General features: G+C 56.6%; 24 protein-coding genes, 1 pseudogene and 1 CRISPR repeat array. Of the genes and pseudogenes, 20 read left to right on the forward strand and 5 right to left on the reverse strand.

The features are described 5' to 3' along the window. The first annotated feature begins 3 nt into the window (after positions 1-3). The 4 genes from cas7c to cas2 are packed head-to-tail and all read left to right on the forward strand — an operon-like array spanning position 4 to position 2,890. Positions 4-897 (forward strand): type I-C CRISPR-associated protein Cas7/Csd2, encoded by an 894-nt coding sequence (gene cas7c / locus C1719_RS01405; RefSeq protein WP_102373466.1) that lies wholly within the window; start codon positions 4-6, stop codon positions 895-897. A gap of 3 nt (positions 898-900) precedes the next feature. Then, the gene (gene cas4, locus C1719_RS01410) at positions 901-1,563 is read left to right on the forward strand and encodes a CRISPR-associated protein Cas4 (RefSeq protein WP_102373467.1); all 663 of its coding nucleotides are present in this window, start codon (positions 901-903) and stop codon (positions 1,561-1,563) included. Continuing rightward, entirely contained in the window at positions 1,560-2,591 is a 1,032-nt protein-coding gene (gene cas1c, locus C1719_RS01415) for a type I-C CRISPR-associated endonuclease Cas1c (protein WP_102373468.1), read from the forward strand. Before cas4 ends, cas1c begins: the two co-directional genes overlap by 4 nt. An 8-nt stretch (positions 2,592-2,599) precedes the next feature. Continuing rightward, positions 2,600-2,890: a CRISPR-associated endonuclease Cas2 gene (gene cas2 / locus C1719_RS01420; protein ID WP_180963409.1), complete on the forward strand. Its 291-nt coding sequence runs from the start codon at positions 2,600-2,602 to the stop codon at positions 2,888-2,890. A 155-nt stretch (positions 2,891-3,045) separates the two neighbouring features. Then, positions 3,046-3,548: a CRISPR direct-repeat array (repeat unit 34 nt; unit sequence GTCACTCCCCGCATGGGGAGTGCGGGTTGAAATT). Positions 3,549-3,733: 185 nt separating this feature from the next. Here cas2 and C1719_RS01425 read toward each other — a convergent pair. Beyond that, entirely contained in the window at positions 3,734-4,177 is a 444-nt protein-coding gene (locus tag C1719_RS01425; RefSeq protein WP_102373470.1) for a MarR family winged helix-turn-helix transcriptional regulator, read from the reverse strand. Positions 4,178-4,389: 212 nt separating this feature from the next. On the opposite strand from C1719_RS01425, the gene C1719_RS01430 reads away from it, so the two are divergent. From C1719_RS01430 to C1719_RS01455, 6 genes are all read left to right on the forward strand, one after another. Next, on the forward strand, positions 4,390-4,818 hold the full coding sequence (locus tag C1719_RS01430) for a universal stress protein (protein WP_102373471.1): 429 nt from the start codon (positions 4,390-4,392) through the stop codon (positions 4,816-4,818). A 295-nt stretch (positions 4,819-5,113) separates the two neighbouring features. After that, positions 5,114-5,461: a DMT family transporter gene (locus C1719_RS01435; protein WP_281255960.1), complete on the forward strand. Its 348-nt coding sequence runs from the start codon at positions 5,114-5,116 to the stop codon at positions 5,459-5,461. Positions 5,462-5,794: 333 nt separating this feature from the next. Next, on the forward strand, positions 5,795-7,462 hold the full coding sequence (locus C1719_RS01440) for a bifunctional metallophosphatase/5'-nucleotidase (protein ID WP_180963410.1): 1,668 nt from the start codon (positions 5,795-5,797) through the stop codon (positions 7,460-7,462). A gap of 106 nt (positions 7,463-7,568) precedes the next feature. Continuing rightward, positions 7,569-9,116, forward strand: a complete 1,548-nt coding sequence (locus C1719_RS01445; protein WP_102373473.1) for an MDR family MFS transporter — start codon at positions 7,569-7,571, stop codon at positions 9,114-9,116. Positions 9,117-9,329: 213 nt separating this feature from the next. After that, complete coding sequence (locus C1719_RS01450) at positions 9,330-9,926, forward strand: xanthine phosphoribosyltransferase (RefSeq protein WP_245874239.1); 597 nt, start codon at positions 9,330-9,332, stop codon at positions 9,924-9,926. A gap of 9 nt (positions 9,927-9,935) precedes the next feature. After that, entirely contained in the window at positions 9,936-10,787 is an 852-nt protein-coding gene (locus tag C1719_RS01455) for a TIGR04282 family arsenosugar biosynthesis glycosyltransferase (RefSeq protein WP_102373474.1), read from the forward strand. Between the two features lie 43 nt (positions 10,788-10,830). Here C1719_RS01455 and C1719_RS01460 read toward each other — a convergent pair whose 3' ends face one another. Together C1719_RS01460 and C1719_RS01465 are read right to left on the reverse strand one after the other, a co-directional pair. After that, on the reverse strand, positions 10,831-11,469 hold the full coding sequence (locus C1719_RS01460) for a cysteine hydrolase family protein (RefSeq protein WP_102373475.1): 639 nt from the start codon (positions 11,467-11,469) through the stop codon (positions 10,831-10,833). Positions 11,470-11,572: 103 nt separating this feature from the next. Then, positions 11,573-12,241, reverse strand: a complete 669-nt coding sequence (locus C1719_RS01465; RefSeq protein WP_102373476.1) for a Crp/Fnr family transcriptional regulator — start codon at positions 12,239-12,241, stop codon at positions 11,573-11,575. A 123-nt stretch (positions 12,242-12,364) separates the two neighbouring features. On the opposite strand from C1719_RS01465, the gene hcp reads away from it, so the two are divergent. From hcp to C1719_RS01505, 10 genes and pseudogenes are all read left to right on the forward strand, one after another. After that, a complete protein-coding gene (gene hcp, locus C1719_RS01470; RefSeq protein ID WP_102373477.1) occupies positions 12,365-13,945 on the forward strand; it encodes a hydroxylamine reductase in 1,581 nt (526 codons plus the stop codon). A gap of 472 nt (positions 13,946-14,417) precedes the next feature. After that, positions 14,418-16,088 carry a c-type heme family protein gene (locus C1719_RS01475; protein WP_102373478.1) on the forward strand — a complete coding sequence of 557 codons (1,671 nt, stop codon included), beginning with the start codon at positions 14,418-14,420 and terminating at the stop codon, positions 16,086-16,088. Next, positions 16,081-16,785, forward strand: coding sequence for a response regulator transcription factor (locus C1719_RS01480; protein WP_102373479.1), 705 nt, complete (start codon positions 16,081-16,083; stop codon positions 16,783-16,785). Before C1719_RS01475 ends, C1719_RS01480 begins: the two co-directional genes overlap by 8 nt. A gap of 295 nt (positions 16,786-17,080) precedes the next feature. Further along, a pseudogene (locus C1719_RS16290) lies at positions 17,081-17,380 on the forward strand (twin-arginine translocation signal domain-containing protein); the annotation flags it as partial. Positions 17,381-17,383: 3 nt separating this feature from the next. Then, positions 17,384-18,184, forward strand: a complete 801-nt coding sequence (locus C1719_RS01485; protein ID WP_245874240.1) for a molybdopterin-dependent oxidoreductase — start codon at positions 17,384-17,386, stop codon at positions 18,182-18,184. A gap of 151 nt (positions 18,185-18,335) precedes the next feature. Continuing rightward, positions 18,336-19,562, forward strand: a complete 1,227-nt coding sequence (locus tag C1719_RS15945; protein ID WP_342745896.1) for a molybdopterin-containing oxidoreductase family protein — start codon at positions 18,336-18,338, stop codon at positions 19,560-19,562. 10 nt (positions 19,563-19,572) lie between these two features. After that, positions 19,573-20,238, forward strand: a complete 666-nt coding sequence (locus C1719_RS01495; protein WP_102373482.1) for a 4Fe-4S dicluster domain-containing protein — start codon at positions 19,573-19,575, stop codon at positions 20,236-20,238. Positions 20,239-20,318: 80 nt separating this feature from the next. Continuing rightward, positions 20,319-20,468, forward strand: a complete 150-nt coding sequence (locus tag C1719_RS15950) for a hypothetical protein (protein WP_245874241.1) — start codon at positions 20,319-20,321, stop codon at positions 20,466-20,468. Between the two features lie 57 nt (positions 20,469-20,525). Further along, complete coding sequence (locus tag C1719_RS01500; protein ID WP_245874242.1) at positions 20,526-20,993, forward strand: TorD/DmsD family molecular chaperone; 468 nt, start codon at positions 20,526-20,528, stop codon at positions 20,991-20,993. Continuing rightward, a complete protein-coding gene (locus C1719_RS01505) occupies positions 20,990-21,709 on the forward strand; it encodes a hypothetical protein (protein ID WP_102373483.1) in 720 nt (239 codons plus the stop codon). The genes C1719_RS01500 and C1719_RS01505 overlap by 4 nt, the downstream gene beginning before the upstream one ends. Positions 21,710-22,199: 490 nt before the next feature. Here the strand turns inward: C1719_RS01505 and C1719_RS01510 are convergent, their stop codons facing one another. Further along, positions 22,200-23,105, reverse strand: a complete 906-nt coding sequence (locus C1719_RS01510; RefSeq protein WP_102373484.1) for a VIT1/CCC1 transporter family protein — start codon at positions 23,103-23,105, stop codon at positions 22,200-22,202. Positions 23,106-23,371: 266 nt separating this feature from the next. Further along, positions 23,372-25,027, reverse strand: coding sequence for an FAD-dependent oxidoreductase (locus C1719_RS01515; RefSeq protein WP_180963411.1), 1,656 nt, complete (start codon positions 25,025-25,027; stop codon positions 23,372-23,374). Between the last annotated feature and the right edge of the window lie 110 nt (positions 25,028-25,137).

The following is a 25,137-nucleotide window of genomic DNA, read 5'->3' on the forward strand; positions in this document are numbered from 1 at the left end:
GCCATGAGCAAGCCGATTGAAAACCGATACGATTTCGTTGTCTATTTCGACGTTGAGAACGGCAATCCGAACGGGGATCCCGATGCCGGCAATATGCCGCGTATCGACCCGGAAACAAGTTACGGGCTTGTAACCGACGTTTGCTTGAAGCGCAAGATTCGCAATTACGTCGAAACCGTCAAGGAGGGCTCGACGGGCTTCGAGATATACATCAAGGACGGCGTCTCGCTCAACTCGAGCGACAACAGAGCTCTCGCGGAATTGGGGGTAGACGCGAAAGACATCAAGAAGCTCAAGAAAGACGATCCTGCAATCGATGGCAAGATACGCGATTTCATGTGCAAAACGTTTTACGATGTAAGAACGTTCGGCGCGGTTATGACGACTTTCGTCAAAGGCGCCCTCAATTGCGGCCAGGTGCGCGGCCCGGTGCAGCTCACGTTCGCGAGAAGCGTCGACCCCATCATCCCAGAGGAGATCACCATCACGCGCGTTGCGATAACGACCGACGACGACGCTGCGAAAAAGGGGACGGAGATGGGGCGCAAATACATCGTGCCGTACGCTCTTTATCGCTGCGAAGGCTATGTGTCGGCTAACCTTGCAAGGAAGACCACCGGTTTCTCCGAAGAGGATCTTCAGCTGTTATGGGATGCTGTAATCAACATGTTCGAACATGACCATTCGGCGGCCCGCGGCAAGATGTCGGTGCGGGGGCTCATCGTGTTCAAGCATGATAGCGAGCTGGGAAATGCGCCGTCGTACAAGCTATTCGATGCCATTAGCATCGCCAAGAAAGAAGGCGTGGAATCGCCTCGTTCCATCAACGATTATGAGGGTATCAGCATAGACGAGTCGGCAATTCCCGAGGGAGTGACCTGCATCAAGATGGTGTAGCCGATGTATGCCGAGGACGATTACTTGGCCTTGTCGGGTATTCAGCATTTTGCGTTTTGCCGCCGGCAGTGGGCGCTTATACATATCGAACAGGTTTGGGCTGAGAATATCTTGACGGTTCAGGGCGACATCATGCACGAACGTGCGCACGATGAAGCGTTTCGAGAACGTAGGGGCGACACACTGATCGTGCGAAGCCTATCGGTCTTTTCGGCTAAGCTGGGGCTTTCGGGCAAATGCGACGTTGTCGAATTTCATCGCAGCAAGGATGGCCATCCTCTCTTCGGGGAGGATGGCCTATGGAGAGAATGTCCTGTCGAGTACAAGCGAGGTCGCAGCAAAGCAACGGATATCGATCGATTGCAGCTATGCGCGCAGGTGCTGTGCTTGGAAGAGATGTTCGGAAGCGATATCGCCGTCGGCTATCTGTTCTACGGAGAGACAAAATCGCGCGAGCGCGTTGAGTTCGATGCATCCCTTCGAAGTCAAGTGATCGAGAAGGTGGCAGATATGCACCGGCTTTACGCGCGAAGGCATACCCCGAAAGTCAAACCAAATGCGGCATGCCGCGCGTGCTCCCTTTTCGACATCTGCGTTCCGAAGCTGCAGCAGCGGCAATCAGTGAAGGAATACATCGCCGCTCGGATAGGGGAAGATGCGCTATGAGGCACTTGCTCAATACGCTATACGTGTTTACCGAGGATGCGTACATTGGGCTCGATGGGGAGAATGCGGTTATACGGCAAAACGAGAAAGAGCTGGGCCGTATTCCGCTCCATACGATCGAAGGAATCCTATGCTTTTCGTATCGGGGCGCAAGCCCGAGTTTGATGGGAGCTTGCGCAGAGCGCGGCATCGCTCTTTCGTTTTTCAGCCCTAAAGGAAGGTATCTTGCAGGCGTACATGGGGAAGATCGCGGGAACGTGCTGTTGCGAAAAACCCAATATGCTTGCTCGGAAGACGACGCTCGGAGCTTAGAGTTGGCGAGGAGTTTCATTATCGGCAAGCTCTATAACTCGCGCTGGGTCCTAGAGCGGGCTACGAGAGACCATGGAATGAGAGTTGATGTCGAAAGGCTAAAGCTTGCTTCGGCTGCCCTAGGGTCATCGATTGCCGAAATCGGTCGATGCGATTCCCTGGATTCCCTTCGAGGCATCGAAGGCGAGGCTGCATCGAGGTATTTCGGAGTATTCGACGAGCTGATTTTGCGCCATAAAGAATCATTTACGTTTGAAGCAAGACGACGAAGACCTCCGACTGATCCCGTGAACGCCATGCTCTCTCTTTTCTACACGGTGCTTGCCACCGATTGTGCGGCAGCGCTCGAGGGGGTGGGTCTCGATCCGTACGTCGGGTTCCTCCATGCCGATAGACCAGGACGCAAATCCCTCTCCCTTGATCTTATGGAGGAGCTGAGAGCCGTCATGGTTGACCGATTTGTTATCTCGGCGATCAATAATAGAATCATCGATCCCACGTGCTTCGACTACCGAGAGTCGGGAGAGGTGCGATTGAGCGACGATGGCAGGAGAGCGCTATTCGATTCATGGCAGGAAAGAAAGAGGGATACGATCGTTCATCCGTTTCTCAAGGAGAAAATCCCCTGGGGCTTGGTCCCCCATGTTCAAGCGCTCCTGCTTGCTAGGGCTCTGAGAGGGGATATGGATGGCTATCCCCCATTCATGTGGAAATGAGGCGTGCTGTGCTGACGGTGATTACCTATGATGTCAATACGGAAGATGCTGACGGAAGGCGTCGTTTGAGAAAGGTGGCTAAACATTGCGTAAACTACGGCCAGCGCGTGCAAAACTCGGTATTTGAATGCGATGCCGACGCCGCCACGATGGCGCGCATTAGAAATGATTTGATAAAGCTCATTGACCAGGATAGGGATAGTTTAAGGTTTTACTATCTTGGCAACTCGTATCGTACGAAAATCGAACACATCGGTGCAAAGCCATCATACGATCCAGAAGGTTTCCTTTCCTTGTGACGCTCGGTGCGAGCATGGGGCGAACAGGGCTTCGCGCAGGAGCTTCGCACCGAAATCATGCCGTCTTGGTTTAATTTGACCGATCTGAAAGCCAATAAGATTAGGGGATATCCCTTATGTTGTGGGATAGCCTGAGAGTAATACAAAATATTGCAGTCACTCCCCGCATGGGGAGTGCGGGTTGAAATTTTATGTCATCCTCAAAGCCTTGGACGTTAACGTCACTCCCCGCATGGGGAGTGCGGGTTGAAATTGCATTGGGTTAGCTCTCATAACGCGCGATCTGGTCACTCCCCGCATGGGGAGTGCGGGTTGAAATTTGAGTACCCAAGAAACTGGCCCAGCATAGGCTTTGTCACTCCCCGCATGGGGAGTGCGGGTTGAAATCGCCCACGTGGAAAAACACAACGGCGTGATCGAGGTCACTCCCCGCATGGGGAGTGCGGGTTGAAATCAAAAGTAAGCGCGCCCCAAAAACGTGAGAAAACGGTCACTCCCCGCATGGGGAGTGCGGGTTGAAATTGAAACGTTCGGCCCCTTGTTGCAACAGGCGGGGGTCACTCCCCGCATGGGGAGTGCGGGTTGAAATAACGCCTGCTTTTCCATGGTTATCATATTTCGTACGTCACTCCCCGCATGGGGAGTGACGCTTGAGATTGGAAACGAACGATCGCTTTGGAATTGCGTCTTCGCCATTTCCTGCACGTAAAGTGCGTACAGAAACCGAAGACGTCGCCAGCGTTTTCTTTGCTTTTGGATTTTCTAAACGGAGGAGCGAGCTTAAGCCTTGCCGAGGTTTTTCCACCGAATGCCTCTGTGGGGTTTCGAGCGGTTCGGTCTGATCTAGATTAGCTCCTTAAGTCCTTCCCGTAGTTTTTCCACAACATCAACGCAGGTGGCAACATCTTTTTCGGGGATGTCCTCGAACAGCATGTCAATTACGTCGCCGATCTTCTCATCGTAGAGCTGCGCGAGTTCTCGCCCGCTTTTTGTCGGCTCCACCGATAATGTGCGACTATCGTTTTCGTCGATGCTGAGAGTAACGTAGCCGGCACGCTCGAGTTTGAGCAGAATCTGTTTGATGTTCTGATGAGAGGCGCCGTTTGCTTCAGAGAGCTCGGTGAGTGAAGGCGGCTCATCGAACGAGCAGAGCGAAGCAAGCAACAGGACTTGGCGGCCCGAGAGGCCGAAAAAGCTCTTTCGCTCGACGTATTTAAGCCTGACGCTGAAGTACGAGAGGCTCCGAAGCAGCTGGCGCTCGGTTGAATCAGTGGGTTTGTACTGCATGGAGTTCCTTTCGCATGTGAGGATGATCTTCCATACTTATATAATAAGTTGCATGAACGAAATTGCCAGAACCGTTGGATGTCTGTAACAAACCATGAACAGTTCGGCGCGATATACTGAATGAGTTAGCCCTGTTTGGTGGCTGACGAGAAAGGCAAGGTTGGGCAAGCGGTGCAGCAGCGCCGGTTCTGGTTATGAAAGGAAGGGACGGCATGGCTCTCAAAAAGATTCTTGTAGCATATGATGGTTCCGATCTCGCTGAAAAGGCGCTCGATTTGGCGCTCGATATCGCGGTGCCTAACACTGAAACGGCTATCGACGTCGTGAATGTGGTGCCGATTCCGCTGCTCAATGAAACGCAGGCGATCAGCTTCAAGGAGATCACCGATCTGATGATTGAAGACGGGGAAGACACGCTATGCAAGACGCACGACAAGATCGAGCCTTTGGGCGATCGCGCGAATACGCTGCTGCTTACGGGCACGGCGCCCGCCTCCGAGCTTTTGAAATTGGCGAGCAGCGGGCACTACGATCTGATCGTGTTGGGCAATCGCGGCCTCTCGGGGCTCAAGGAGTACATGGGAAGCGTGAGCTACAAGGTGTTTCATGGGGCGGATATTCCTGTCCTTGTGGCGAAATAGCACTCTTGGCGCGGCGCGATCGGGCATCGAGAGCCAAGCGGCGTCGTTGCGCTCATGAACTCGGCTGGAAGCGCTCAGTTGCAGCAGCTACGGGCGCTTCTGCGGTAGAAACCTTCGTTCCAATGAACCTCTGACGCCTGCCGATCAGGAGCTATGCGGTTTTTGCGAACAGTATAGTTAGCTGTTACCTAAAAGGGTAGAATAGTCGGACAATTTAATTATCTGCCGCCGGGTAGATCAAGAAACAAAGCATGTGCGCCCCTATCGTTAGGCCTGAGAAGATAGGGGAGAGCGCATGCTTTTTTGTTGGGAGTGGTTTTTCATGAACTGGGTTATCTTGATCATTGCCGGGCTGTTCGAAACGTTTTGGGCCTATCAGCTCAAGTTGTCCGATGGGTTCAGCAAGCTCATGCCGAGCATCCTTACCATCATCGGCATGATAATCAGCTTCGGGCTTTTGGCCCATGCTCTTAAGACTCTGCCCCTAAGCGTTGGCTATGCGGTATGGACGGGCATTGGGATTGTCGGAGCCGCGATACTCGGCATCGTGTTTCTGAAAGAACCGGCAAGTGCAGTAAAGATCATCTGCATTCTTCTGATCGGGGCGGGTATCATCGGCCTCAATCTAACGACGCACGAATAGCGCACGTGCGACCTTCTTCGGCGAGGCTGGGCCTTCGGTTTTGCCTCGCCGAACCGCATGCTGCCGCAGCCCGAAAACCGGGCTGTTCTCTGTGGGCGGTTGTTGCCATAGGGGTCATTGGGGTCTGCCCGATCGTTTGGGCGGCGCTTTCTCTGCTGCGTCAGGCACCTCATGAATGCTATGCGAAGGGCGCTCCCCGAAACGTCGGAGAATATCGCTTCGAGAGATGGGATAATGCGCAAAAGGGAAGAAGCGCCGAATCGTGCTTTTCGGCTCGCGTCGTCGCTTTCTTCGGGCGGCAGCGCCGCATTCGGCACGGCGAAGGGAATCGTTATGGTAAAGGCGCTATCGAGAAGGGCGTTCGCTGCCATCTGCGCTATCGCGCTTGTTTTCGGCATCGTGTCGCTTTCGGCCTGCACGGTAAGCGAAGCCCCGTCGCAGTCCGGGGAACAGCCGCAGTCGGAAGGCAAGCTCGCTATTATCCACACCAACGATACGCACGGCTACGACATGGCTGCAGAGCCGACCGATTCGTCCCCCGGCGTTATCGGCATGGCGGCGGTTGCGCAACTCAAGAAAGACTACGAAGCGCAGGGCTATAACGTCCTTTTGCTCGACGATGGCGATGCGATTCAGGACAACGTGCTCGTTAACCTTTCCCAAGGGAGGGCGGCCATCGATTTCATGAACTCGGCCGGCTATGATGCCATGTCGATCGGAAACCATGAGTTCGATTGGGGCGCTGACAATCTGGAAAAGCTTATCGGCCGAGCTGATTTTCCCGTGTTGGCGGCCAATGTAACCGTGGATGCGACAGGAGAGCCGTTCGCTCGATCAAATGCGGTGTTCGAATTCGACGACGGGACGAGGGTCGGTGTGTTCGGCCTTGCAACTCCCGAAACGCAAACGAAGTCGAGTCCGAAAAACGTTGCGGGCCTTACGTTCGCGGCAGGCGAAGATATGTATCGGTGCGCGCAAGAGCAGGTCGATGAGTTGCGGGAACAGGGGTGCGCGATCGTCGTCTGCCTTGGTCATTTGGGAAGCGTCGGGGGAATCGCCCCGAATCGCTCTCTTGACGTTCTGGCCAACACCGAGGGCATCGACGTTTTTATCGACGGGCACGATCATGAGGTCGTGAACGAGATGGTTAACGGGTCTCTTTTGGTGAGCACGGGGTGTCATACCGAAAATATCGGCGTCGTGCTCTGCGAAGACGGATCGTTTGTCGAAGAGATGGTTGCTTACGGTGCCTATGAAGGAAAAGATCAGGCGACCGACGATCTTGTGCGGGCAACCCATGACGAGGTGAAAAACCAGCTCTCGGAAGTGATCGGGGTGACGAACGTCGATCTGGATGGCGAACGCGATCCCGGGGTTCGCACGCAGGAGACCAATCTGGGAGATTTTGCGGCCGATGCCATGCTTTGGCAGGCAAACCAGGCGAGCGGACAGACGATTGACGGTGCCATTGTAAACGGCGGCAGCATCCGTGCCTCGATTGGGGCGGGGGAGGTCAGCATGGAAACGCTCATGACGGTGTTTCCCTACAACAACAGCCTCAATGTGGTAACGCTAAAGGGGTCGGAACTGCTGGAGATCATCGAGGCGGCAACGTTCTGCCTGCCTGAAGCGTCGGGCGGGTTTCCCCAGGTAGCGGGGATTGCCTACGCAGTCGATACGCTGGCCCCGTACGAAACCGGCGATCAATACCCGAACTCCACGTACTACGCTCCTGCAAATCCCGGCTCGCGTGTGACGATTCTCGATGTGGGAGGCAGGGGCTTCTCGCTCGATGACGAATACTCCATCGCTGCATCGAGCTTCATCACTTCAGGCGGCGATACCTATTATGCGGTCGCGGAGGCATACCAAAAAACGGGCTTTACGACGGGGTATTCCGATACCGATGCCCTTGTCAACTACCTGCAAACCGCTTTGGGCGGCGTCGTCGATGAATCGTATGAGAAACCTCGGGAGCGCATCTTCGTCGCTGTCGAATAAGAGGCGATTTGCTCAAGGTTTACGGTTCGGTACCGCTGGGCAACAAACAGGTTGAGCGCATGTGCGCGGGTGGATACTCCTAGGCGACGGACGGGAGTGCCACGGTATGGATTCGACTCAAAAACACAAGCGCGATATAGCGGCTATCTTTGCCGGCCTTTTGCTTGCCATGTTCGTCAGTTCCCTCTCTGAGACGGTTACGGCTACGGCTCTTCCCACCATTGTCGGAGATTTGGGCGGGGTCGACCATATGGAATGGGTGACCACCGCGTATATTCTTGCGGCGACTATCGTGATGCCCATCTACGGAAAGCTCGGCGATCTTGTTGGAAGAAAGCATCTGCTCATCTTGGCGCTCGGTGTTTTCGTTGCGGGATCGATCACCTGCGGGTTCGTCACTTCGATGGAAGGTCTCATCGTGGGCCGGGCCATTGAGGGCCTCGGGGGAGGCGGGCTCATCATTCTCTCCCAGGCGACGATCGCCGATGTCATTCCGCCTCGCGAACGCGGTAAGTACATGGGAGTCATGGGATCGGTGTTCGCTCTCTCGACGGTGCTCGGGCCGCTTCTGGGCGGATGGTTCGTGCAGGTGACGGGTTGGCGGTGGCTTTTCGGGTTCAACGTCCCGCTTGCCCTGCTCGCCATCGCAGCGGCAGCGAAATTTCTGCCGAAACCGACGCGCATCGAGAGGCGCCCGTCGATAGACATTGCCGGGATGGTGTTCATGGCGATATCGGTTTCATCGCTTGTGTTGCTTGCCTCATGGGGCGGGTCGACGTACGCATGGGATTCTCCGGCCATCATCGGTTTGGCCATCGCCTGCGTGGTTGCCGCCGTCATCTTCGTATTCGCCGAGCGGTTCGCCAAGGAGCCGATCATCCCGCTTTACCTCTTCAAGAACCGCAACTTCGTGCTATGCACGGCGGCCGGTCTGTTCATCATGCTCGGCATGATGGGAACGACGACGTATCTGCCCACGTACTTTCAGATCGTCGATGGGCTCATGCCCGAACAGGCGGGCCTGATGACCGTGCCGATGATGGGCGGCGCAATGCTCATGGCCGTTGTGACGGGCTTTCTTGCTTCGAAGACCGGCAAATACAAATGGATGCCCATAGCGGGATGTTTCGTTATGGCGGGCGGATTCTTTTTGCTGTCGCATCTGTCGGCGGGAACATCGCTCGTTGCGACCGGCGCATCCCTGCTCGTTTTGGGGTTCGGCATAGGACTTGGCCAGCAGATCCTCGTGCTTGTGGTGCAAAACGAGTTTCCGAGCGAAATCGTTGGCACGGCAACGGCGGCGAACAACTTCTTCAGGCAGATCGGGTCAACGCTCGGGGCTTCTTTGGTGGGGGCGGTTTTCACCTCGCGCTTGGCAACCGAGCTGGCAAAAAACATTCCTCCATCGCAGCATGTCGATGTTGACACCATCACGCCCGAGTTCGTGCACGGCCTTTCGGCTGCATTGCAAGAAGGGATCAAATCATCCTACAACGATGCCCTGATTCCGATCTTCGCTTATATGATTCCGCTTCTTTTGGCGGGCGCGATCATCATGATGTTTCTCAAGCAGCATCCGCTTGCAACAAAAATCGACCATCCGGGTCATGGGGCAAGTGCCGAACAGGCGGATTCCGCGGCGGATGCGCGATGATGCGGCAGCTCCGGTGAGAATGTGCTGGTTGCCGATACGCATGGGTCTCCCTTCGTGACGCTCTATCCAGCATAAAGTCCGAAGGGCATGTGCTGGTAGGAAACCGAGCATCGATCGCAAGCCGCGGACTGGAATTTGCTGCGGAGCCTCTTGGTTAGCCCTTATCCATCGGGTAAACTTGAGTTCGTCACGGGAGATCAGCGGAGGCGGATAGTGGAGCTTTTGGAAGATCGCATCAGGCAAGACGGCGTGGTGAAAGACGACGGCGTCCTCAAGGTCGATAGCTTTTTGAATCATCAGCTCGATATCGAGTTGCTCGATGCGTGCGGCGAAGAGTTCAAGCGTCTGTTCGGCGATGCTTTGATCACGAAGATCCTGACCATTGAAGCTTCGGGTATCGGGATAGCCTGCGGAGTTGCGCGATGCTTCGGGGTGCCGGTTGTGTTTGCGAAGAAGGCGCAAAGCATCAACCTCGACGGCGATGCGTATGTGACCCGCATTCAGTCGTACACCCATGGGCGCATCTTCGATGTGATCGTGTCGAAGAAGTATATCGGCCCTGAAGATCATATACTTATCATTGACGATTTCTTGGCGAACGGCTGCGCCCTCGACGGCCTGATCGACATTTGCCAGCATGCCGGTGCTTCCATCGAGGGCATTGGGGTGGCGATCGAGAAAGGTTTTCAACCAGGGGTCGATCGTTGCGCGAAAGAGGTTTTCGTTTGGAATCGCTTGCGATCATCGAAGGCATGGATCCCGAGACCGGCGCTGTCGAATTCCGCTCGCGAATCAAACCGAACCAATTAAGGAGCAAGCATGACCACACGTAGAAACGCCCTGTTGCTGTTCAGCAAACCGCCTATTGCGGGGCTTGTGAAAACGCGTCTCACCGTCTTGAAGGACGGCGTGTTTCAGCCTGATGTGGCGTCGGGTTTGTATCATTGCATGCTGTTCGATGTTGCGGAAATCTGCTGCGACGCGCTTGCCGAGCTCGAGGCGCGCGGTGCAACCGAGGAGGGCGTCATCGACGAGTACGAGCTCGTCATCTCGACAACGCCTCAAAAAAACGTCGAGGTCATGCAACGTATTTTCGATGAGTCGGGTACGTGGCCACGCGACATTCGCATCATTTGCGACGAAGGATCATCGTTCGACGAACATTACAACCATGCTTTCGAGCAAACGTTCGACATGGGCTTCGACACGATCCTTTCGATGGGCGCCGACATGCCTGCGCTTCCGCGATCGGTCGTTGTCGAGGGATTCGACAAGCTTCACGCCTTATGCGACACGCCCGGTGGCGGGATCGTGATATCCCCCGATCAGGAAATGGGCGTTTCCATAATCGGGTGGACGAAGGATACCGCGATGAGCCACGATGGGGTGTTCTACAACAAGGACGGCAAAACAGTGCTTCCTGCCTACATCGATAAGGCGGCAGAGCTGGGGTTGCCGGCGCTCTATCTTCCTGCGGTCGTCGATGTCGATACAATGGGCGACCTGTTCCACAACATCACGCTCGTGCAGGCCATCGAGTACTGCGCGAAATTCGACGACCTGTCGGTGCCGTGGCGCACCGCGCAGGCTCTCCGCGATATCGGATATTCGGAAGTGCGCGTGCCCCCGAACGATCTGCACGATCCGCGCGAGGAGATCGACGGGGCATAGGGGCATGGCTGCGCCCGCCGTACGGCGGGCAGGCGGCGCGTGTCTACACGGTTCCGATTTTCGCGCGATGCTCGCCGACTACATCGCGAACCGATGCGAGCCCTTCGGCGAGAAACGTTTCGAGGTCGATCACCTGCGCTCCGATATGGGCCATATCTTCGATGTTCGCCGCTTGTACCTCGGGCGAGCGCGATGAGGTGCAATCTTCAATGATCACCACGTTGTAGTCCAACGATAGCGCGTCGTAGCATGACGAGCGGATGCAATTCGGGGTGGTAGTTCCAATGAGCACCACGGTACCGATGCTTTCGCTGCGAAGCGTCTGGTCTACGTCGGTTCCGAAGAAGGCGGAGAATCGGGGTTTCACGACAACGCGATCGCCGTCTTGCGGCGCAAGGGGTTCGGGGAAATCGAGCGAGTCCGCCTTCGCGCATGCCTTCGAGATGGGTTTGCCGCCCTCAAGCCAGGTTTCGAACCTCGTTGATTCCACATCGGATCCATCGGATGCGTATTCGCGGCACACGTGAAACACGGGAATACCGAGCCTGCGTGCGCATGCAAGCGCTTTCGAACAGGCGGTAACGGTTGCTTCGGCGCCGGCGACGCACAGCGATGAATCGTGGTCGATGAATCCGTTTTGCATGTCTATGATGAGCAGGGCTGCGGTTCGGGGGTCGATCATGGCTTCTCCTGAATTCTTCGTTTGGCGGGCTTTGCGTTTGGGCGGTCGGGCGCCTGCGGTGCGGGTTGGTGCGATCCGTCGGACTGAACGGCATCATGGCTCGTCAGGTGGTATGGCAGATGGTAAATCGGTTCTTGTCGAAATCGACGATGCCCTCTTTGCGCATTTTCGATAGTTCGGCCGACATGGCGCTTCGATCGACCGAAAGGTAATCGGCGAGTTCCTGCCGATTGAAGGGTATTGAAAACGTGTTCGACTTTGCGTTCTCGGCTTGATCGGAAAGGTACGAGAGCAGTTTTTCGCGTGTCGAGCGCTTTGACGTATGCTCTATTTTCCGGGTAAGCGTATACGCGCGTTTCGCCACGGAGGCGAGCAGATTGCGGACGAGTCTCGTGTGGAATTCGCAGGCAGAGGTGCACAGCGTGGTCACCCGCCTCACATCCATAAGCAAGATGACGGAGTCTTTCGCCGCGATCACGTTGAGATCGAAGGGCAGTTCGGGCTCGCAGGCGTACACTTCGGCAAACAGCTGTCCCGGACCGATCGAGGCGAGAATGGTGCGATTTCCCCAGTAATCTTCCTTTTCAAGCCTAACGGAGCCTTCGAGGACCATGCCCATGGTTGTCGTCGTTTCTCCGACGCGAAACAGATAGGCGCCCTTCTTAAACGATTTCGTTTGTGCATTGAGGCATTGCAGCATCGCTTCGATCTCGTTGCCGAGAATTCCCTTGAAAAGGGGTGAGCGACTGATTACGGGAAGATAGTCGTCCATTCATGCCTTCCGTTGGAAAAACAACCGATATGTTGGAAACAGTATCCTATGGTTTTACCTACCAGGCAAGAGGTAATTCGATGGTCGGCGGGAATCCGCATGTCGGCCGAGAGGAGAGATACCATGGGCGAGATGTTTTGTTTTCAATGCGAGCAAACGGCGGGGTGCGCGGGTTGCACGGGGCATGCCGGGGCATGCGGTAAAGAAGCCGAAACCGCGCTTCTGCAAGACGAGCTGACCGGTACGCTCATCGCGCTGGCCGAGATGGTGCAGCAAAAGCCAAGCGTTCGCACCGAGGCCACCGATGATTTGGCGATGGAGTCGCTGTTCGCGACGCTCACCAATGTGGATTTCGACGATGCTGAGATCAATCGTTTGACCGAGTGCGTGCATGCCGAAAAAGCCCGCATGGCCGGTGAGGCGGAGATCGCGAGCATCCCCGACTATTCGATGCTGAAGCTGTGGGATGCACAAGAGGATGTGCGTTCGCTCAAATCGCTTATCTTGTTCGGGTTGCGCGGCATGGCGGCCTACGCGTATCATGCGGCCGTGCTCGGGCAGCGCGACGAATCGGTTTCGGCGTTCATCTTTGAAGGTCTCGATGCTGTTGCGAACGGCAAAACCCAGGATGAGCTGCTTCCTTTGGTGCTCAAGGTGGGTGAAGTGAGCTTCACGTGCATGGAGATGCTCGACAGGGCGAACACCGAAGCGTTCGGCACGCCTGAGCCCACCGAGGTCACGATGAAGGTCGAAGCGGGTCCGTTCATCGTCATCACGGGGCATGATCTGCATGACCTTAAGCTGCTGCTCGACCAGACGCAGGGCACGGGCGTGAACGTGTACACCCACGGCGAGATGCTTCCCGCACACGCGTATCCCGAGTTCAAGAAGTACGAAAACCTCAAGGGCAACTTCGGTACCGCCTGGCAGAACCAGCGCAAAGAATTCGACAACCTGCCCGCTCCGATCTTGTTCACGACGAACTGCCTTATGCCGCCGGCCTCATCGTATTCCGATCGCGTGTACACTACCGGCGTTGTCGCATACCCCGAAATGACCCATATCGGTGCCGACAAGGATTTTTCCAGGCTCATCGAGCATGCAAGGGAGCTGGGGGGCTTCAGCGAGGAGCATACGTTCACCGGCATCAACGGAGGATCGACGCTCATGACCGGGTTCGGCCACGGCACGGTGCTTTCGGTTGCGGATACGGTGGTCGATGCGGTCAAGCAGGGAGCTATCAGCCGCTTCTTCCTCGTCGGCGGTTGCGACGGCGCACGGCCGGGCCGAAACTACTACACCGATTTCGTGCAGCAGGCTCCCGATGATTCGATCATCCTTACCCTCGCGTGCGGCAAGTACCGCTTTAACGACCTTGATCTCGGCACCATCGGCGGACTTCCGCGCATCATGGACATGGGTCAGTGCAACGATGCGTACAGCGCCATTCGCGTAGCGGTTGCGCTTGCCGAAGCGTTCGAATGCGGCGTGAACGATCTGCCGCTTACGCTGGTGCTTTCCTGGTACGAGCAGAAGGCGGTCTGCATTCTGCTCACGTTGCTGCATCTGGGAATCAAAGATATCTACCTCGGTCCTACGCTTCCCGCGTTCGTGTCGCCCGGTGTTCTGAACGTGCTCGTCGAGAGCTTCGGCATCCGCCCGATCAGCACCCCTGAAGAGGATCTGGCTGCGATTCTGGCGTAACCGCCTGCGGGCGCTCTAAAGGTTGTCGCACAGCAGGAAGCCGGCGAAAGTCGGCTTCCTGGCTTTTGGGATGAGGTAGGGCCTCTGCCGTGTGCTTGCATTTTTGCTGTGAAGCGCGAGAATTCCCTAACGCGATCGCGTCAGGATCAAGCCGCTCATTAACATAATAAGTCGCATTGGCAAAAGCCAGAGACGAAATTATCCGTCGATAAATCAGGATCGATGCGGCTTTGCGGAACGTTTGGCGATGACTTGGGATTCGGATTGCTGATCGGGAGCGTGTCGGCCCTGATTAATCGACGGGCAAACCGCCTGTCTGCAAATCGGATTCGATGCCGGGCTTGGGTTCGAGTCCCGGAGGCCCCTCGCTTCCTGTAGCCCAATCCCCTCGGATGCTGTACTATTCGGGTTGGGGGAGAATCATTGTTCGCTTTCTTGCGGGAAGGCGAACTCGATCTCATGCGAGAGGCCTATGAAAAACATCAGCCTGAAAACCATCTACCTGGGTGCTTTGACTGCGGTGTTCGCCGTTACGTTTTTCATGTTCGTGGCGTTCGACATTCATTCGCAGCAAGAACAAACCGAAGCGGCGCTTCTTGAAGAGGCGCGAACGTTCGCGCGCGAGATGGATGCGGTGTGGGAGTTCATGGATAACTCCCAGTACACCATCAACAACACATCCGATGGCATCTACGAGTTCAAAGGCTTGCACTGCGCTGTGGTGGGCAAGAGCGTCGGTACGATCTTCTCGAAAGACAACGACTATACGATTCGCTACACGAATTACAATCCGCGCAATTACCAGGGCGAACCAGACGAGTACGAACAAGAGGCTCTGACGGAATTCAACGAGAATCCGAATATTACCGAGTATTACGGCATTGCGGAGTTCGGCGGCGTAGAGCGGTTCCGCTACGTTCAGGCCCTTGAAGTCGATTCGAGCTGTCTTGAGTGCCATGGGGATCCGGTTGGAGAAATCGATATCACAGGGCACGAGAAGGAAGGCTGGACCCTTGATTCCGTGGGCGGGGCCATCAGCATCGTCATCCCGCTTGAACAGCAGCAGCAGGTCATGCAGGGAAACGTCATCCGCGACGTCGTGTATTTTCTGCTGCTCACCACTTTGATCGGCATTGTCGTGTATGCAATTACCATGCTGTTCGTAACGCGCCCGCTTAATCGTATGAAATCCGCTTTTGGCGAAATGCAGGGCGGTACGCTTGCCGTGGCGCTTGACGAGCGGCGCTCGGCCAAAGAGATCAGCTTGCTCATCATGCGGTTCAACACCATGGCCGAAGAGCTGCAGGGCATCTATTCGAACCTTGAAGATCAGGTGGCCGATCGAACGGTTGATCTGCGCGAAGCGAACGACGCCCTCGAACGGCAACGTGATGCGCTCGAGCAGCTCAACGAGAAGCTCGAGCAGGAAATGCGATTCAAATCCGACCTGCTTTCCATGGTCAATCACGAGCTTCGCACGCCTCTGACCTCTATCATCACGTTTGCGCAGATAGCTCGCGAGCGCAGTCAGTTGGGCGATGAAACCGAGCGGCATTCGTGGGAGGAGATCGAGAAGAACAGCCAGATTCTTCTGAGCATGATCAACAACATGCTCGATATTGCACGTTCCGACGCGGGGAGCGTGAGGGCAACGTGCGAACCGATGGACCTTGGCGACATCGTAGCATCGGTGCGCACGACCATTGCACCGCTTGCCCGCAAGTACGACGTCGGCTTCGGTACGAGCGTCGCGCCCGACGTTCCGCTTGTAAACGGCGATTACGAGAAGACGGCGCGCATTCTCGAAAACCTGGCGAGCAACGCGATCAAGTTCACTCCCGACGGCGGGACGATTCGCCTTATCGTCGAATGCGATGAGGATACGGGCGGCGTGCGGATTGTGATGCGCGATACCGGAATCGGCATTGCCGAAGAGGACAAAGAGCGCATATTCGACAGGTTCTTCCAGGTCGACAGCACGTCGACGCGCAAATACAACGGCAGCGGCCTAGGGCTGGCGCTCGTAAGGGAGTATGCCGCCTTGCAGGGCTTCGCCGTTTCGGTGGAAAGCGAATTGGGCAAAGGGAGCTCGTTCATCATCGAGATTCCCCGCGAATCGGTGATAGGAGACGGCGATGTATAAGGTGATGCTGATCGACGACGAGGACAATCTTCATGCGGCCATCAAAGAGCTGTTGGTTGCGAACGGTTACGAGTACTGCGGTGCGACCTGCGGGGAGGAGGGCCTCGCCATGCTCGGGTCTGAAAAGCCCGACTTGCTGTTGCTTGATGTGATGCTGCCGGGGATCAACGGATTCGATCTGTGCCGGAAGATCCGCGACGAGGGCAGGCGCATACCGGTCATCTTCGTTTCCGCGAAGAACGACATCGTTGACAAGAGCATCGGGTTCAAGGCGGGCGGCGACGATTACGTGACCAAGCCGTTCAACGCGACAGAGCTCTTGCTGCGTATCGAAGCGAACATCCGCCGCCATAAAGACACGATCGAATTCGCCCATTGCTGCAACCGCGAGGGCGTCGCTTCCATTGGCGATCTCGAAGTGCATTTCGATGAGTACCAGGTGTTCGTGAAGGGCAAGCCGGTGCAATTGACTACCAAGGAGTTCGAGATCGTGGCGTTTTTGGCGACCAACCCCGGCAAGGTGTTCACGCGCAGCCAGATTCAGGAGTACATTTGGGGTGATGCCGATGCGAAGGACACGAACAGCATCACGGTGTTTGTGCGCAAGATCCGCGAGAAGATAGAGGAGAATCCCTCCGAGCCGAAGTATCTGCTCACGGTGCAGCGCGTCGGATACAAGATGGCCGATGCGCTGTAGCGGGTTGTTTGCGCCGGCGTTTACGGCGGTTTGCCGCCACGCGGAATGCTTGCAGGTCAGGATAGCCGCCGCAGGCGCTTTCGGTTTCTCGTTAATATCGGGTTAATAACTTTTTAATCCAAAACTTATTTTCGGTTAATCGCAATAAGCCCCTCTTCTCGATAGAGTTGGATCATGGGAAAACCAGGGGAAGAGTTTTCCTCAACCGATCGCCAGGATCATCCATACCTCCCCCGGATACCTGGCGGGTCTAGGTTGAAAGTCGGACTCGCGACTTGAGACAGAAGGAGAGAACATGCAAGACGAAAAAACGCATGGACTGACACGAAGGAGCTTCATCAAGGGTGCAGCAACGCTGACGGCAGCAGGCGCGCTTGTCGGATGCAGCCCCAAAGCGGAGAACCTGGAAGAGGTAAAGGAGCCCGAGGCGGTTGTTTCGGATGAGATCTACACCGGAGTATGCAGGTCGAACTGTTTCGGCGGGTGCTTGCTGAACGTTCATGTACGGGATGGGCAGGTTGTCCGTACTTCGGCGGGAGATTTTCCAAACCCCGAGTACAATCGTATCTGCTCAAAGGGCCTTACGCAGGTGGCCCGTGTGTATAGTGCCGACCGGCTTCAATACCCTATGCGCCGAACGGGCGAGCGCGGCGCAGGGGAGTTCGAGCGGATAACCTGGGATGAGGCGCTCGATGAGATTACCGATAAATGGAAGGCGATCATCGACCAATATGGCCCCAACGCAATTGCGACATGGATGAACTCGGGAAATTTTGGGACGTGCACGGGGGGCGGTTTTGCCGGCATAATGCCCCGTTTTGGTGCGGTTATGGGATTTTCTTCTATAAAAGGAGATATTGATGCGGCGCAGGGATTTGCGGCGACGAAGATATACGGCGGGATGTCTGAGGCTCAAGCTAACAACGAGCCGACCGACTACGTGAATTCGAAGACATTCATCAACTGGGCGTCGAACCCGACCATCTCGCAACCGCAGATCGTTCACTTTATGCTGGATGCCAAAGAAAACGGTACCAAGCTTATTGTGATCGATCCCGTTTACAACGCAACTGCCGCGAAAGCCGATTGGTACATTCCCATCAATCCTGCAACCGATGGTGTCTTAGCCATGGCGATACTCAATGAAATCATGGTGGCCGGGAATGAGGATCAGGAATTTGTGCGCTCGCATACCGAGGCGCCGTTGCTGATAAAGGAAGACGGCATGTTTTTGAGGATGAGCGATTTGGGGGGTGGAGCCAACCGAAGGCGATGCCGATCCTCTTACTGGCAAGCCGGCCGTCATCGATCCTTATGTCGTATGGGACGAGGAGTCGGGCGGAGCTGTGGCGCTCGAAGAGGCGAAAGCTCCGTCGTACAAAGAAGTTGCGCCCATTGAGGGCATTGCCGTTCAAACCGTGTGGGACAACGCGGCTGAAAAGGTGGCTGCCTGGTCTGCCGAGGTGGCATCGCCCGTATGTGGCGTTTCGGTTGACGACATCAAGGAACTTGCTCGGATATACGTGGAGGAAGGACCCGTCAACACCTATGTGCAGCTGGGGGCCGACCACTATATCAACGGTCACTATAATTACTGGCCCATGTACGCGATCTCTGCGGCAACGGGAAATATTGGCAAGCCTGGCGCTGCTTGCGGCCCTATTTGCGTGTTGCCGAACAATTGCATCGATTTCATGGTGTCGGTGGCTCCAACCGACACCGCTGGCAATCCTGCCCAGGGAGCCGGTCCCAGTTACAATGCCAACAGCGTTCTTGGGATTGTCGATACGGGTAAATTTGGAGATCAGGATGCCGTGATAAAAGGGGTGTATATCGCCACCACGAACCCTGCAACGGTGTGGGCTGATCACGGAAAGACCGTCGATCTGCTGAACAAGATCGAATTCATCGTCGTTGCCGACGTGACTATGACGGAGACGGCGATGTATGCCGATGTCCTTCTGCCCGTTGCGCATTGGTTCGAGGTAACGGATATGCATACGAATTGTCACACGCATCCCTATTTCGTATGGCAGGAAAAAGCTATCGAACCTCAATTCGAATCGAAGAGCGACTTCGAGATATTCAAGCTTCTTGCCGAAAAGATGGGCTATGGGGATTTCTTCGATTTCAACGAAGAAGAGTTTATTGCTATGGGCCTCGACAACGACGGCGCGAAGGCGTTGGGCTTAACAGTCGATCGGCTGAAGGAAGAACGTGCTGTCCGGTTTATGCCTGGAGAAACGTACATCTCATTCGAAGGCGGCAAATTCCTTACCGCAACGGGGAGGGCTAGCTTTTACAAGGAGAGCGTAGCCCCTGCATACAACGTCGGCCAGGATATCGATTTCAGCAAGGAAACATGTTTGTACTGGGAGCCGACCCTTGAGGCCGATAAGAGCAGCGCCGTTCGCGCGCAGTACCCGTTCCACTGCATTTCGGAACACATGCGCACGCGCACTCACAGCCAATGGTACGACGTAGACTACCTCAGGGAGTTCGATCCCGAACCAATTGTCCGGATAAACCCCGATGATGCGGCTGAGCTTGGGATCGTCGAGGGTGATACGGTGAGAATGTACAACGATCGCGGTTCGGTTGTGATGAAGGCGACCGTGAATGCCGGGTACCCGCGCGGTATCGTCGGAAGCCCTCGGAGCTATCGAGAGAAAGAGTTTATCGAGGGGCACTTTGCGAGCCTGTCAACGAATCAATACAACCAAGTCTGCGCAAACCAGGCATTCAACGATGTCGCTGTTGCGATCGAGAAAGCATAGGGTGATGTAAATGACTCGATATGGAATGGCTATCGATCTTAATCGCTGCTTCGGTTGCCAAGCATGTGCGGCAGCTTGCAAGGTGGCGAACAACCTCCCAGCAGAGCTGTCATACAACGTGGTTTATACGAAGACGGATAGGGACTTCAGCACATTTGGGACTGCTGTCGTCAAAGGCGCCGTCGCAAACGACAATGCGGGCGGAACGTATCCTGATTGCACGTTAAGCTACCTTCCCGTGCAATGCCAGCATTGCGACAATCCTGCGTGTTTGGACGTCTGCCCGACTGGAGCTACTCAGAAAGACGAGGAGACGGGCATCGTAACCGTTGACGACGAATTGTGCATCGGGTGCGAATCGTGCATTCAGGCTTGCCCCTATGAGGGAGTGCGTACCCTGATCAAGGGACAGCCCGAGTATTACCTCGATGTGGTGGTCGGAGAAGCTGATGCTCCTGCTCACAAGGGCGGCACGGTCGAGAAATGCACGTTCTGCAAGAACCTGATAGATCGCGGCGAAGTGCCGGCATGCATGCAGCTTTGCCCTGGGCGTGCTCGCTTCTGGGGGGATCTCGACGATCCCGAGTCCGATGTCAGCAAAGCGATAGAGGGACGCGAGTTCATCCAGCTGCACGAAGAGGCAGGAACGGCTCCGAAGGTATACTATCTTCAGTAAATACGATTTGAGCAGGCAGCTCAGAGGTTGATTCTGGGCTGCCTGGTAAGCGGGGTGCGGAAATGGACAAGGATCTACAATTGGCAAGAACCATAGGGAAGGCGGACATGTGCGAGCTTCTTACGCACGCATTCGCATATCCCGACGATAAGCTCGCACATGCTTTGCTGGACGAATCGTTCATCGGGGATTGCTCGTCTTGCTTTGCGGACATCGGTTGCGATGGCTGAGGTGCGGAGGCACTGCCTTTGCCGCATGGTGAATCGGGTGACGGGGTGCTCGCTTTCATGCGTAAAGAATATACGCGGATTTACCTTAGCCCCGTCCGTGTTCTCGTATATCCCTATGAAAGCGCGTTTCTCCATGTTGAATCCGGTCGCGAGGGCGTTCCGGTCCTCTTCCGTTCCGCCGTTACGCTCGACGTCGAAGCGCAGATGCGCGAGGCGGGCGTCATGCCCAAAAACGCCCGCAAAGAGCCGTGCGACAGCGTCTTCCAGGAATTCGAGTTCATGTCCTTCATGTACGGGAGCCTCGCCGCTGCGATCCAAGAGGGCGACGAGGCGGCTTGCGACCTCTGGCAGGGCAGGGTCGAGCGGTTCCTCGACGAGCATGCGCTAAAATGGATGCCCGCCTTCATGGAGCGGACGATCGAACATTCGGGCGAGGGGCTCTATGCTTCGTTCGCGAGGATCGCCCTGGTTTTCCTCGGCATGCTTTCCGAGGAAGTCGTCGAACGCGAGAAGGAGCTCGTATGACGTTTCTCGGAGCGCTGCTGCTTGCCGTGGTTTTCTCGGTTGCGCTGAAGAAGCCGATCAAGAAGTACCCGGTGCTTTTTTACGCGATCGCCATCGCGATCGACGTGCTGTTCATCTGCAACTCGTATATGGCTTTGCCTCGCATCGTGTCGAGCGCCCTGTTCTTGCTCGTCCACAAATGCACACTCTCGCTCGCCCTGTTCGTCGTCGTGATGTACATCGGCGTCTTCGCGCGCGAGTCGAAGGCCAGGGCGTATTTGCTTCCCATCCGCGCGGAACTTTCCATCATTGCGTGGATCCTCTCGCTCGGGCACATGACGGTGTACCTCATGTCGTACGTGCCGCAGGTTATGGGCGGCATCGACCACATGAGCGGCCTCGTGCTCGGGTCGCTTGGGGTCGCACTCGTCTTGTTCGCCCTGCTGCTCGTGCTCGGCGTGACGTCGTTCGCGGTCGTGAAGCGGAGCATGAAGCTGCGCACTTGGAAGCGGGTGCAGCGGCTGGCGTATCCGTTCTTTGGGCTCGTCTACGTCCACCTGTTGCTCATGCTGCTTCCGCCCGCCCTCAAAGGCGGCGAGGCCGCGCAGGTCAGCGTGGCGGTGTATTCGGTGGTCTTCATCGGGTATGCGGTGCTGCGTCTGTGCCGGGCGGCGAAAGACGAAGCGGATTGCAGCTCGGCGCAAATCGAGGCTCTCGACGGGGCGGACCTCGCTTAGCCAGCCCCCGCCTGGCCGGATCCTGCGAAACCGGACCCTGCTTATCCGGATCCCGCTTCGCGGAAGGGCCCCCTAGGCGTGCGGGAGCCCGCGTCTGCGGCGCTGTGAAAAGAGATGGCCGCCGGGGCTGTCTTGCAACAGTTCCTTGCTTCGCCGCCAGCAGGAATCGCCTTGCGTCCAAGCGGCTTCGGAGCGCCGAGTTGCTGTCGGGCGCTCTGCGAAAGCGCTTCAGCGGGGGCTGGTCGGTGAAAACGCCCCGAATTGCACACTATTTCGCGATATGTTGCGTTTGCGGGGCTTTTCGGGCGGCCAAGGGCCTCGAAAACGATGCCTGCGGCAACGGGAAAATGAGAGCGAGTCTGTGAGCAGGCGTTATGAAAAGGCGAGCAGCGCCTGTATTTTCGCAGCGCAACACTTCGGCATTTAGTGTGCAAGCGAAAGCCGATTCGCCGGCGAGCCGTGTCGGCGGCGGCCGATCGTCGCGTTCCCCCTAAATATCCACGCCCAGAAACTGCTTTACCGCGATGCCGATCACAAACGAAAGCGCAGCCACGCCGAGGCTTATGCCCGCCATCTGCCCGAAGCGCTTCTTGAAGGGGAGCCCCTGCGCAACCGAGAGGTAGTAGTTGAAGGCGACGAGAATCAAAAGCACGATGACGATCATCGTCGCCAGCGCCCACAGGTAATGCGCTTCGTCGAACAGAAGGTAGGGAAGGATCAGCAGCGCTACGGTGATGAGATAGGCGACGCCGGTATAGCTGGCGGATTTGAGGGCGTCGGAGCGCCCTTCGCTTTTGGACGAAAGGTACTCGCTCGAAGCCATCGAAAGCGTTGCAGCGATTCCCGTGATAAGCCCCGAAAGCGCGATGAGCCTCGTATTCTGCATGGCGAGCGTAAGCCCGGCGAGCGTGCCGGTCATCTCTACCATTGCGTCGTTCATGCCGAGAACCATAGACCCCACATACGAAAGCCGCTCTTCGTCGAGCATTTCGAGCAGCGCTTGCTCATGTTCTATTTCGTCGGCTCGGATCTCCATTGCCTCGGGCACTTCGACGGCGAGTTTCTCGTAGGCGTCTTTTGCATTGTTTTCGCCGTTTTCCATCAGCTTGACGGCGAAGGTGAATCCAAATATGCGTGCGATGGCGGTATGGAACAGCACTTTGCGCTTCTCGGGTCTCATCTCCTCGTCGGTGTAGTGCTGCCACCGCTTTGCATGGTAAGACTCTTCTTGCGATATGCGCGAGAGTGCGTCGCGGTTTCGCGCGTCTTTCGTGCGCGCTGCAATGCGGCGATAGATTTCCGCTTCGGTCACTTCCCCTTGCTGGAAAACCCGTATCTGAGCAAGCGCTTCAGGTGAAATCGAAGGCTTTGCAGATTCGGTGCTGCTGTCGGACATGGTGCGCTCCTCGTGTAGGTGCCAGGCTCAACTGCATAGGATAACGCGTTCGGCCGTCGGTCGACCGCGTTGTTTACGATTCGTCCCGAAATGGCTTTGGGGCTCGGCGGCCGTCGGTGCATTGGGCGGCGTACACGTACGGGAGCGCTTCAAGCGCCTTCGCGCGTCGGCGCCGCCCCGTCAGTTCGACCGGGCGGCGCCGACAAGGATGGCCGAGCGCTATCGGAGCCGATGTCCGGCAAGTCGGGCATCGGACGAGTCGATGGCTACTCGATGCCGAGTGCGTGATGCGCGGCGATGTAGGCCATCGTGCCGCCGGGGCACAGCGTTGCGCCGCCGCCGAGGTAGGCGCCGCCTGCGATGGAGGCCGTGCAGTTGCCGCAGGCGTACAGACCGCCGATAACCTCGCCGTCGTTGTTGATAACCTGGGCGTTCTCGTTGATCTTGACGCCGCCGCAGGTGCCGGTCATGGCGGGCAGGTACACCGCTCCGTAGAACGGGCCCTTCTCGATGGGGCCGATCATCTGGTTTGCCAGGTCGGGACGGTCGATGTTTTTGAGCCACGCGCTCTTGCTCGACTCTTTTTCGCCACGATGGTAGTCTTCGTCAACGCCGGTTTGCGCATACCCGTTGAACTTGGCGACTTCCGCAACAAGGCCTTCTCTGTCGATGCCGAGTTTGTCGGCAAGCTCTTCGATGGTGTCGGCGGATACGAACCACGAATTTTCGCCCTCGTCCATGCTGGGAAGGTTGTAGGTTTCGGTATAGGTTGAATCGCAGATGAAATAGGCGGGAACATTCTCGTAGGTGAGCGTGTCGGAGCTGAAGTTCTGCATGCTCATGTTGTATACGGGATACGTCGCCGACTCGTCGCCGAAACGATGCCCTCGGCCGTTGACGATCATGCTGTTCGGGTAGCCGCGATAGCGGTTGAAGTCGTTGCCCTTGATATCGAATTGCACTGATGCCGAGGGATCGAACGCATCAGGTTTTCCGGGGAAGAAGTTCGGCATGGCCCAGATGAAGCTCATCAACCCGAGTTTGGCGTTGATTCGGCCGGCAGCGCGATGCCCGTCGCCGGTGTTGGTCTGCGCGGCGTTCGAATAGAAGATGGGCGCGGGAAGGTTCTCGCGCGTCATCTCGGGGTCATGATCGAATCCGCCGGTGCCGAGCAGCACCGCTTCGGCTTTGATGTTGACCTCCTTGCTTCCCTGCGTCGCCTTGACGCCGATCACGTTGCCCTCTGCATCGGTGTAGAACTCGCTCAAGGCGGTGCCCATGAGTATCTCGCATCCGCGCTCCTGCAGCTTCGCCTGGATCGCGTTCCAGATATCGCCCGCTTTGCCGCTCTTCACCTTCGAGTTGCGGCCGTAATTGAGAAATCCCTCGACGTTGTCGTAGTAGTCGTGCGCGCCGCCAACGGCGAATTCGACGCCGGTGGTGTCGCTCAGCCACGACATCATCACGTGTGCGGTATCCACGAACGCTTCAACGGTCGCCTTGTCGGTACGGCCGCCGCCGCATCCCTCGATATAGGAGATCGCTTCCTCGCGGCTGTCGGTCACGTCGACATCGGATTGCCATTTGTTCATGGGCGTCCAGAAGCCGCCGCCTGAGGTGGTGGAGGTTCCGCCGAAGAGCGCATCGGATTTTTCGATGAGCATAACCGATTTGCCCTCGGCGTCGGTTGCGGCGAGGGCGCCGATGGCGGCAGTGCCCGATCCCACGATCAGGAAGTCCACCTCGTGATCCCAGGATGCAGGCGCCGAAGAACCGCTCTCCGCGCTCGCCTCCCCCGATGCTGCCGGCGAGCATGCGGCAAGGCCCATGCTCGCGCAGGCCATGCCCGCTCCGACGATAAACGCCCTGCGGCTCAGTCCGCTCGCTTGGCGCTTCGATGCTGTTTGGTTGTTGGTACGCATCCCTTTTCTCCTTCGTATCGTTTGCACGCGGTTGACGGATCGGCGTCGGATGCAATAGGATCGATGTTCGCAAAAGCAACCTGAGAAACTGCTTTCCGATCGCGCATCCG

It is taken from the genome of Raoultibacter massiliensis (assembly GCF_900199545.1).
Taxonomy (GTDB): domain Bacteria; phylum Actinomycetota; class Coriobacteriia; order Coriobacteriales; family Eggerthellaceae; genus Raoultibacter; species Raoultibacter massiliensis.

What these genes read in the sequence shown, in the direction of transcription:
- C1719_RS01440 (WP_180963410.1), top strand. Translation starts at nt 5,795, where the DNA reads ATGGTAAAGGCGCTATCGAGAAGGGCGTTCGCTGCCATCTGCGCTATC.
- C1719_RS01515 (WP_180963411.1), bottom strand. Translation starts at nt 25,027, where the DNA reads ATGCGTACCAACAACCAAACAGCATCGAAGCGCCAAGCGAGCGGACTG.
- C1719_RS01465 (WP_102373476.1), bottom strand. Translation starts at nt 12,241, where the DNA reads ATGGACGACTATCTTCCCGTAATCAGTCGCTCACCCCTTTTCAAGGGA.
- C1719_RS01500 (WP_245874242.1), top strand. Translation starts at nt 20,526, where the DNA reads ATGCGTAAAGAATATACGCGGATTTACCTTAGCCCCGTCCGTGTTCTC.
- cas4 (WP_102373467.1), top strand. Translation starts at nt 901, where the DNA reads ATGTATGCCGAGGACGATTACTTGGCCTTGTCGGGTATTCAGCATTTT.
- hcp (WP_102373477.1), top strand. Translation starts at nt 12,365, where the DNA reads ATGGGCGAGATGTTTTGTTTTCAATGCGAGCAAACGGCGGGGTGCGCG.
- C1719_RS01455 (WP_102373474.1), top strand. Translation starts at nt 9,936, where the DNA reads ATGACCACACGTAGAAACGCCCTGTTGCTGTTCAGCAAACCGCCTATT.
- C1719_RS01425 (WP_102373470.1), bottom strand. Translation starts at nt 4,177, where the DNA reads ATGCAGTACAAACCCACTGATTCAACCGAGCGCCAGCTGCTTCGGAGC.
- C1719_RS01480 (WP_102373479.1), top strand. Translation starts at nt 16,081, where the DNA reads ATGTATAAGGTGATGCTGATCGACGACGAGGACAATCTTCATGCGGCC.
- cas1c (WP_102373468.1), top strand. Translation starts at nt 1,560, where the DNA reads ATGAGGCACTTGCTCAATACGCTATACGTGTTTACCGAGGATGCGTAC.
- C1719_RS01505 (WP_102373483.1), top strand. Translation starts at nt 20,990, where the DNA reads ATGACGTTTCTCGGAGCGCTGCTGCTTGCCGTGGTTTTCTCGGTTGCG.
- C1719_RS01495 (WP_102373482.1), top strand. Translation starts at nt 19,573, where the DNA reads ATGACTCGATATGGAATGGCTATCGATCTTAATCGCTGCTTCGGTTGC.
- C1719_RS01445 (WP_102373473.1), top strand. Translation starts at nt 7,569, where the DNA reads ATGGATTCGACTCAAAAACACAAGCGCGATATAGCGGCTATCTTTGCC.
- C1719_RS01510 (WP_102373484.1), bottom strand. Translation starts at nt 23,105, where the DNA reads ATGTCCGACAGCAGCACCGAATCTGCAAAGCCTTCGATTTCACCTGAA.
- C1719_RS01460 (WP_102373475.1), bottom strand. Translation starts at nt 11,469, where the DNA reads ATGATCGACCCCCGAACCGCAGCCCTGCTCATCATAGACATGCAAAAC.
- C1719_RS01435 (WP_281255960.1), top strand. Translation starts at nt 5,114, where the DNA reads ATGCTTTTTTGTTGGGAGTGGTTTTTCATGAACTGGGTTATCTTGATC.
- cas7c (WP_102373466.1), top strand. Translation starts at nt 4, where the DNA reads ATGAGCAAGCCGATTGAAAACCGATACGATTTCGTTGTCTATTTCGAC.
- C1719_RS01475 (WP_102373478.1), top strand. Translation starts at nt 14,418, where the DNA reads ATGAAAAACATCAGCCTGAAAACCATCTACCTGGGTGCTTTGACTGCG.
- C1719_RS01430 (WP_102373471.1), top strand. Translation starts at nt 4,390, where the DNA reads ATGGCTCTCAAAAAGATTCTTGTAGCATATGATGGTTCCGATCTCGCT.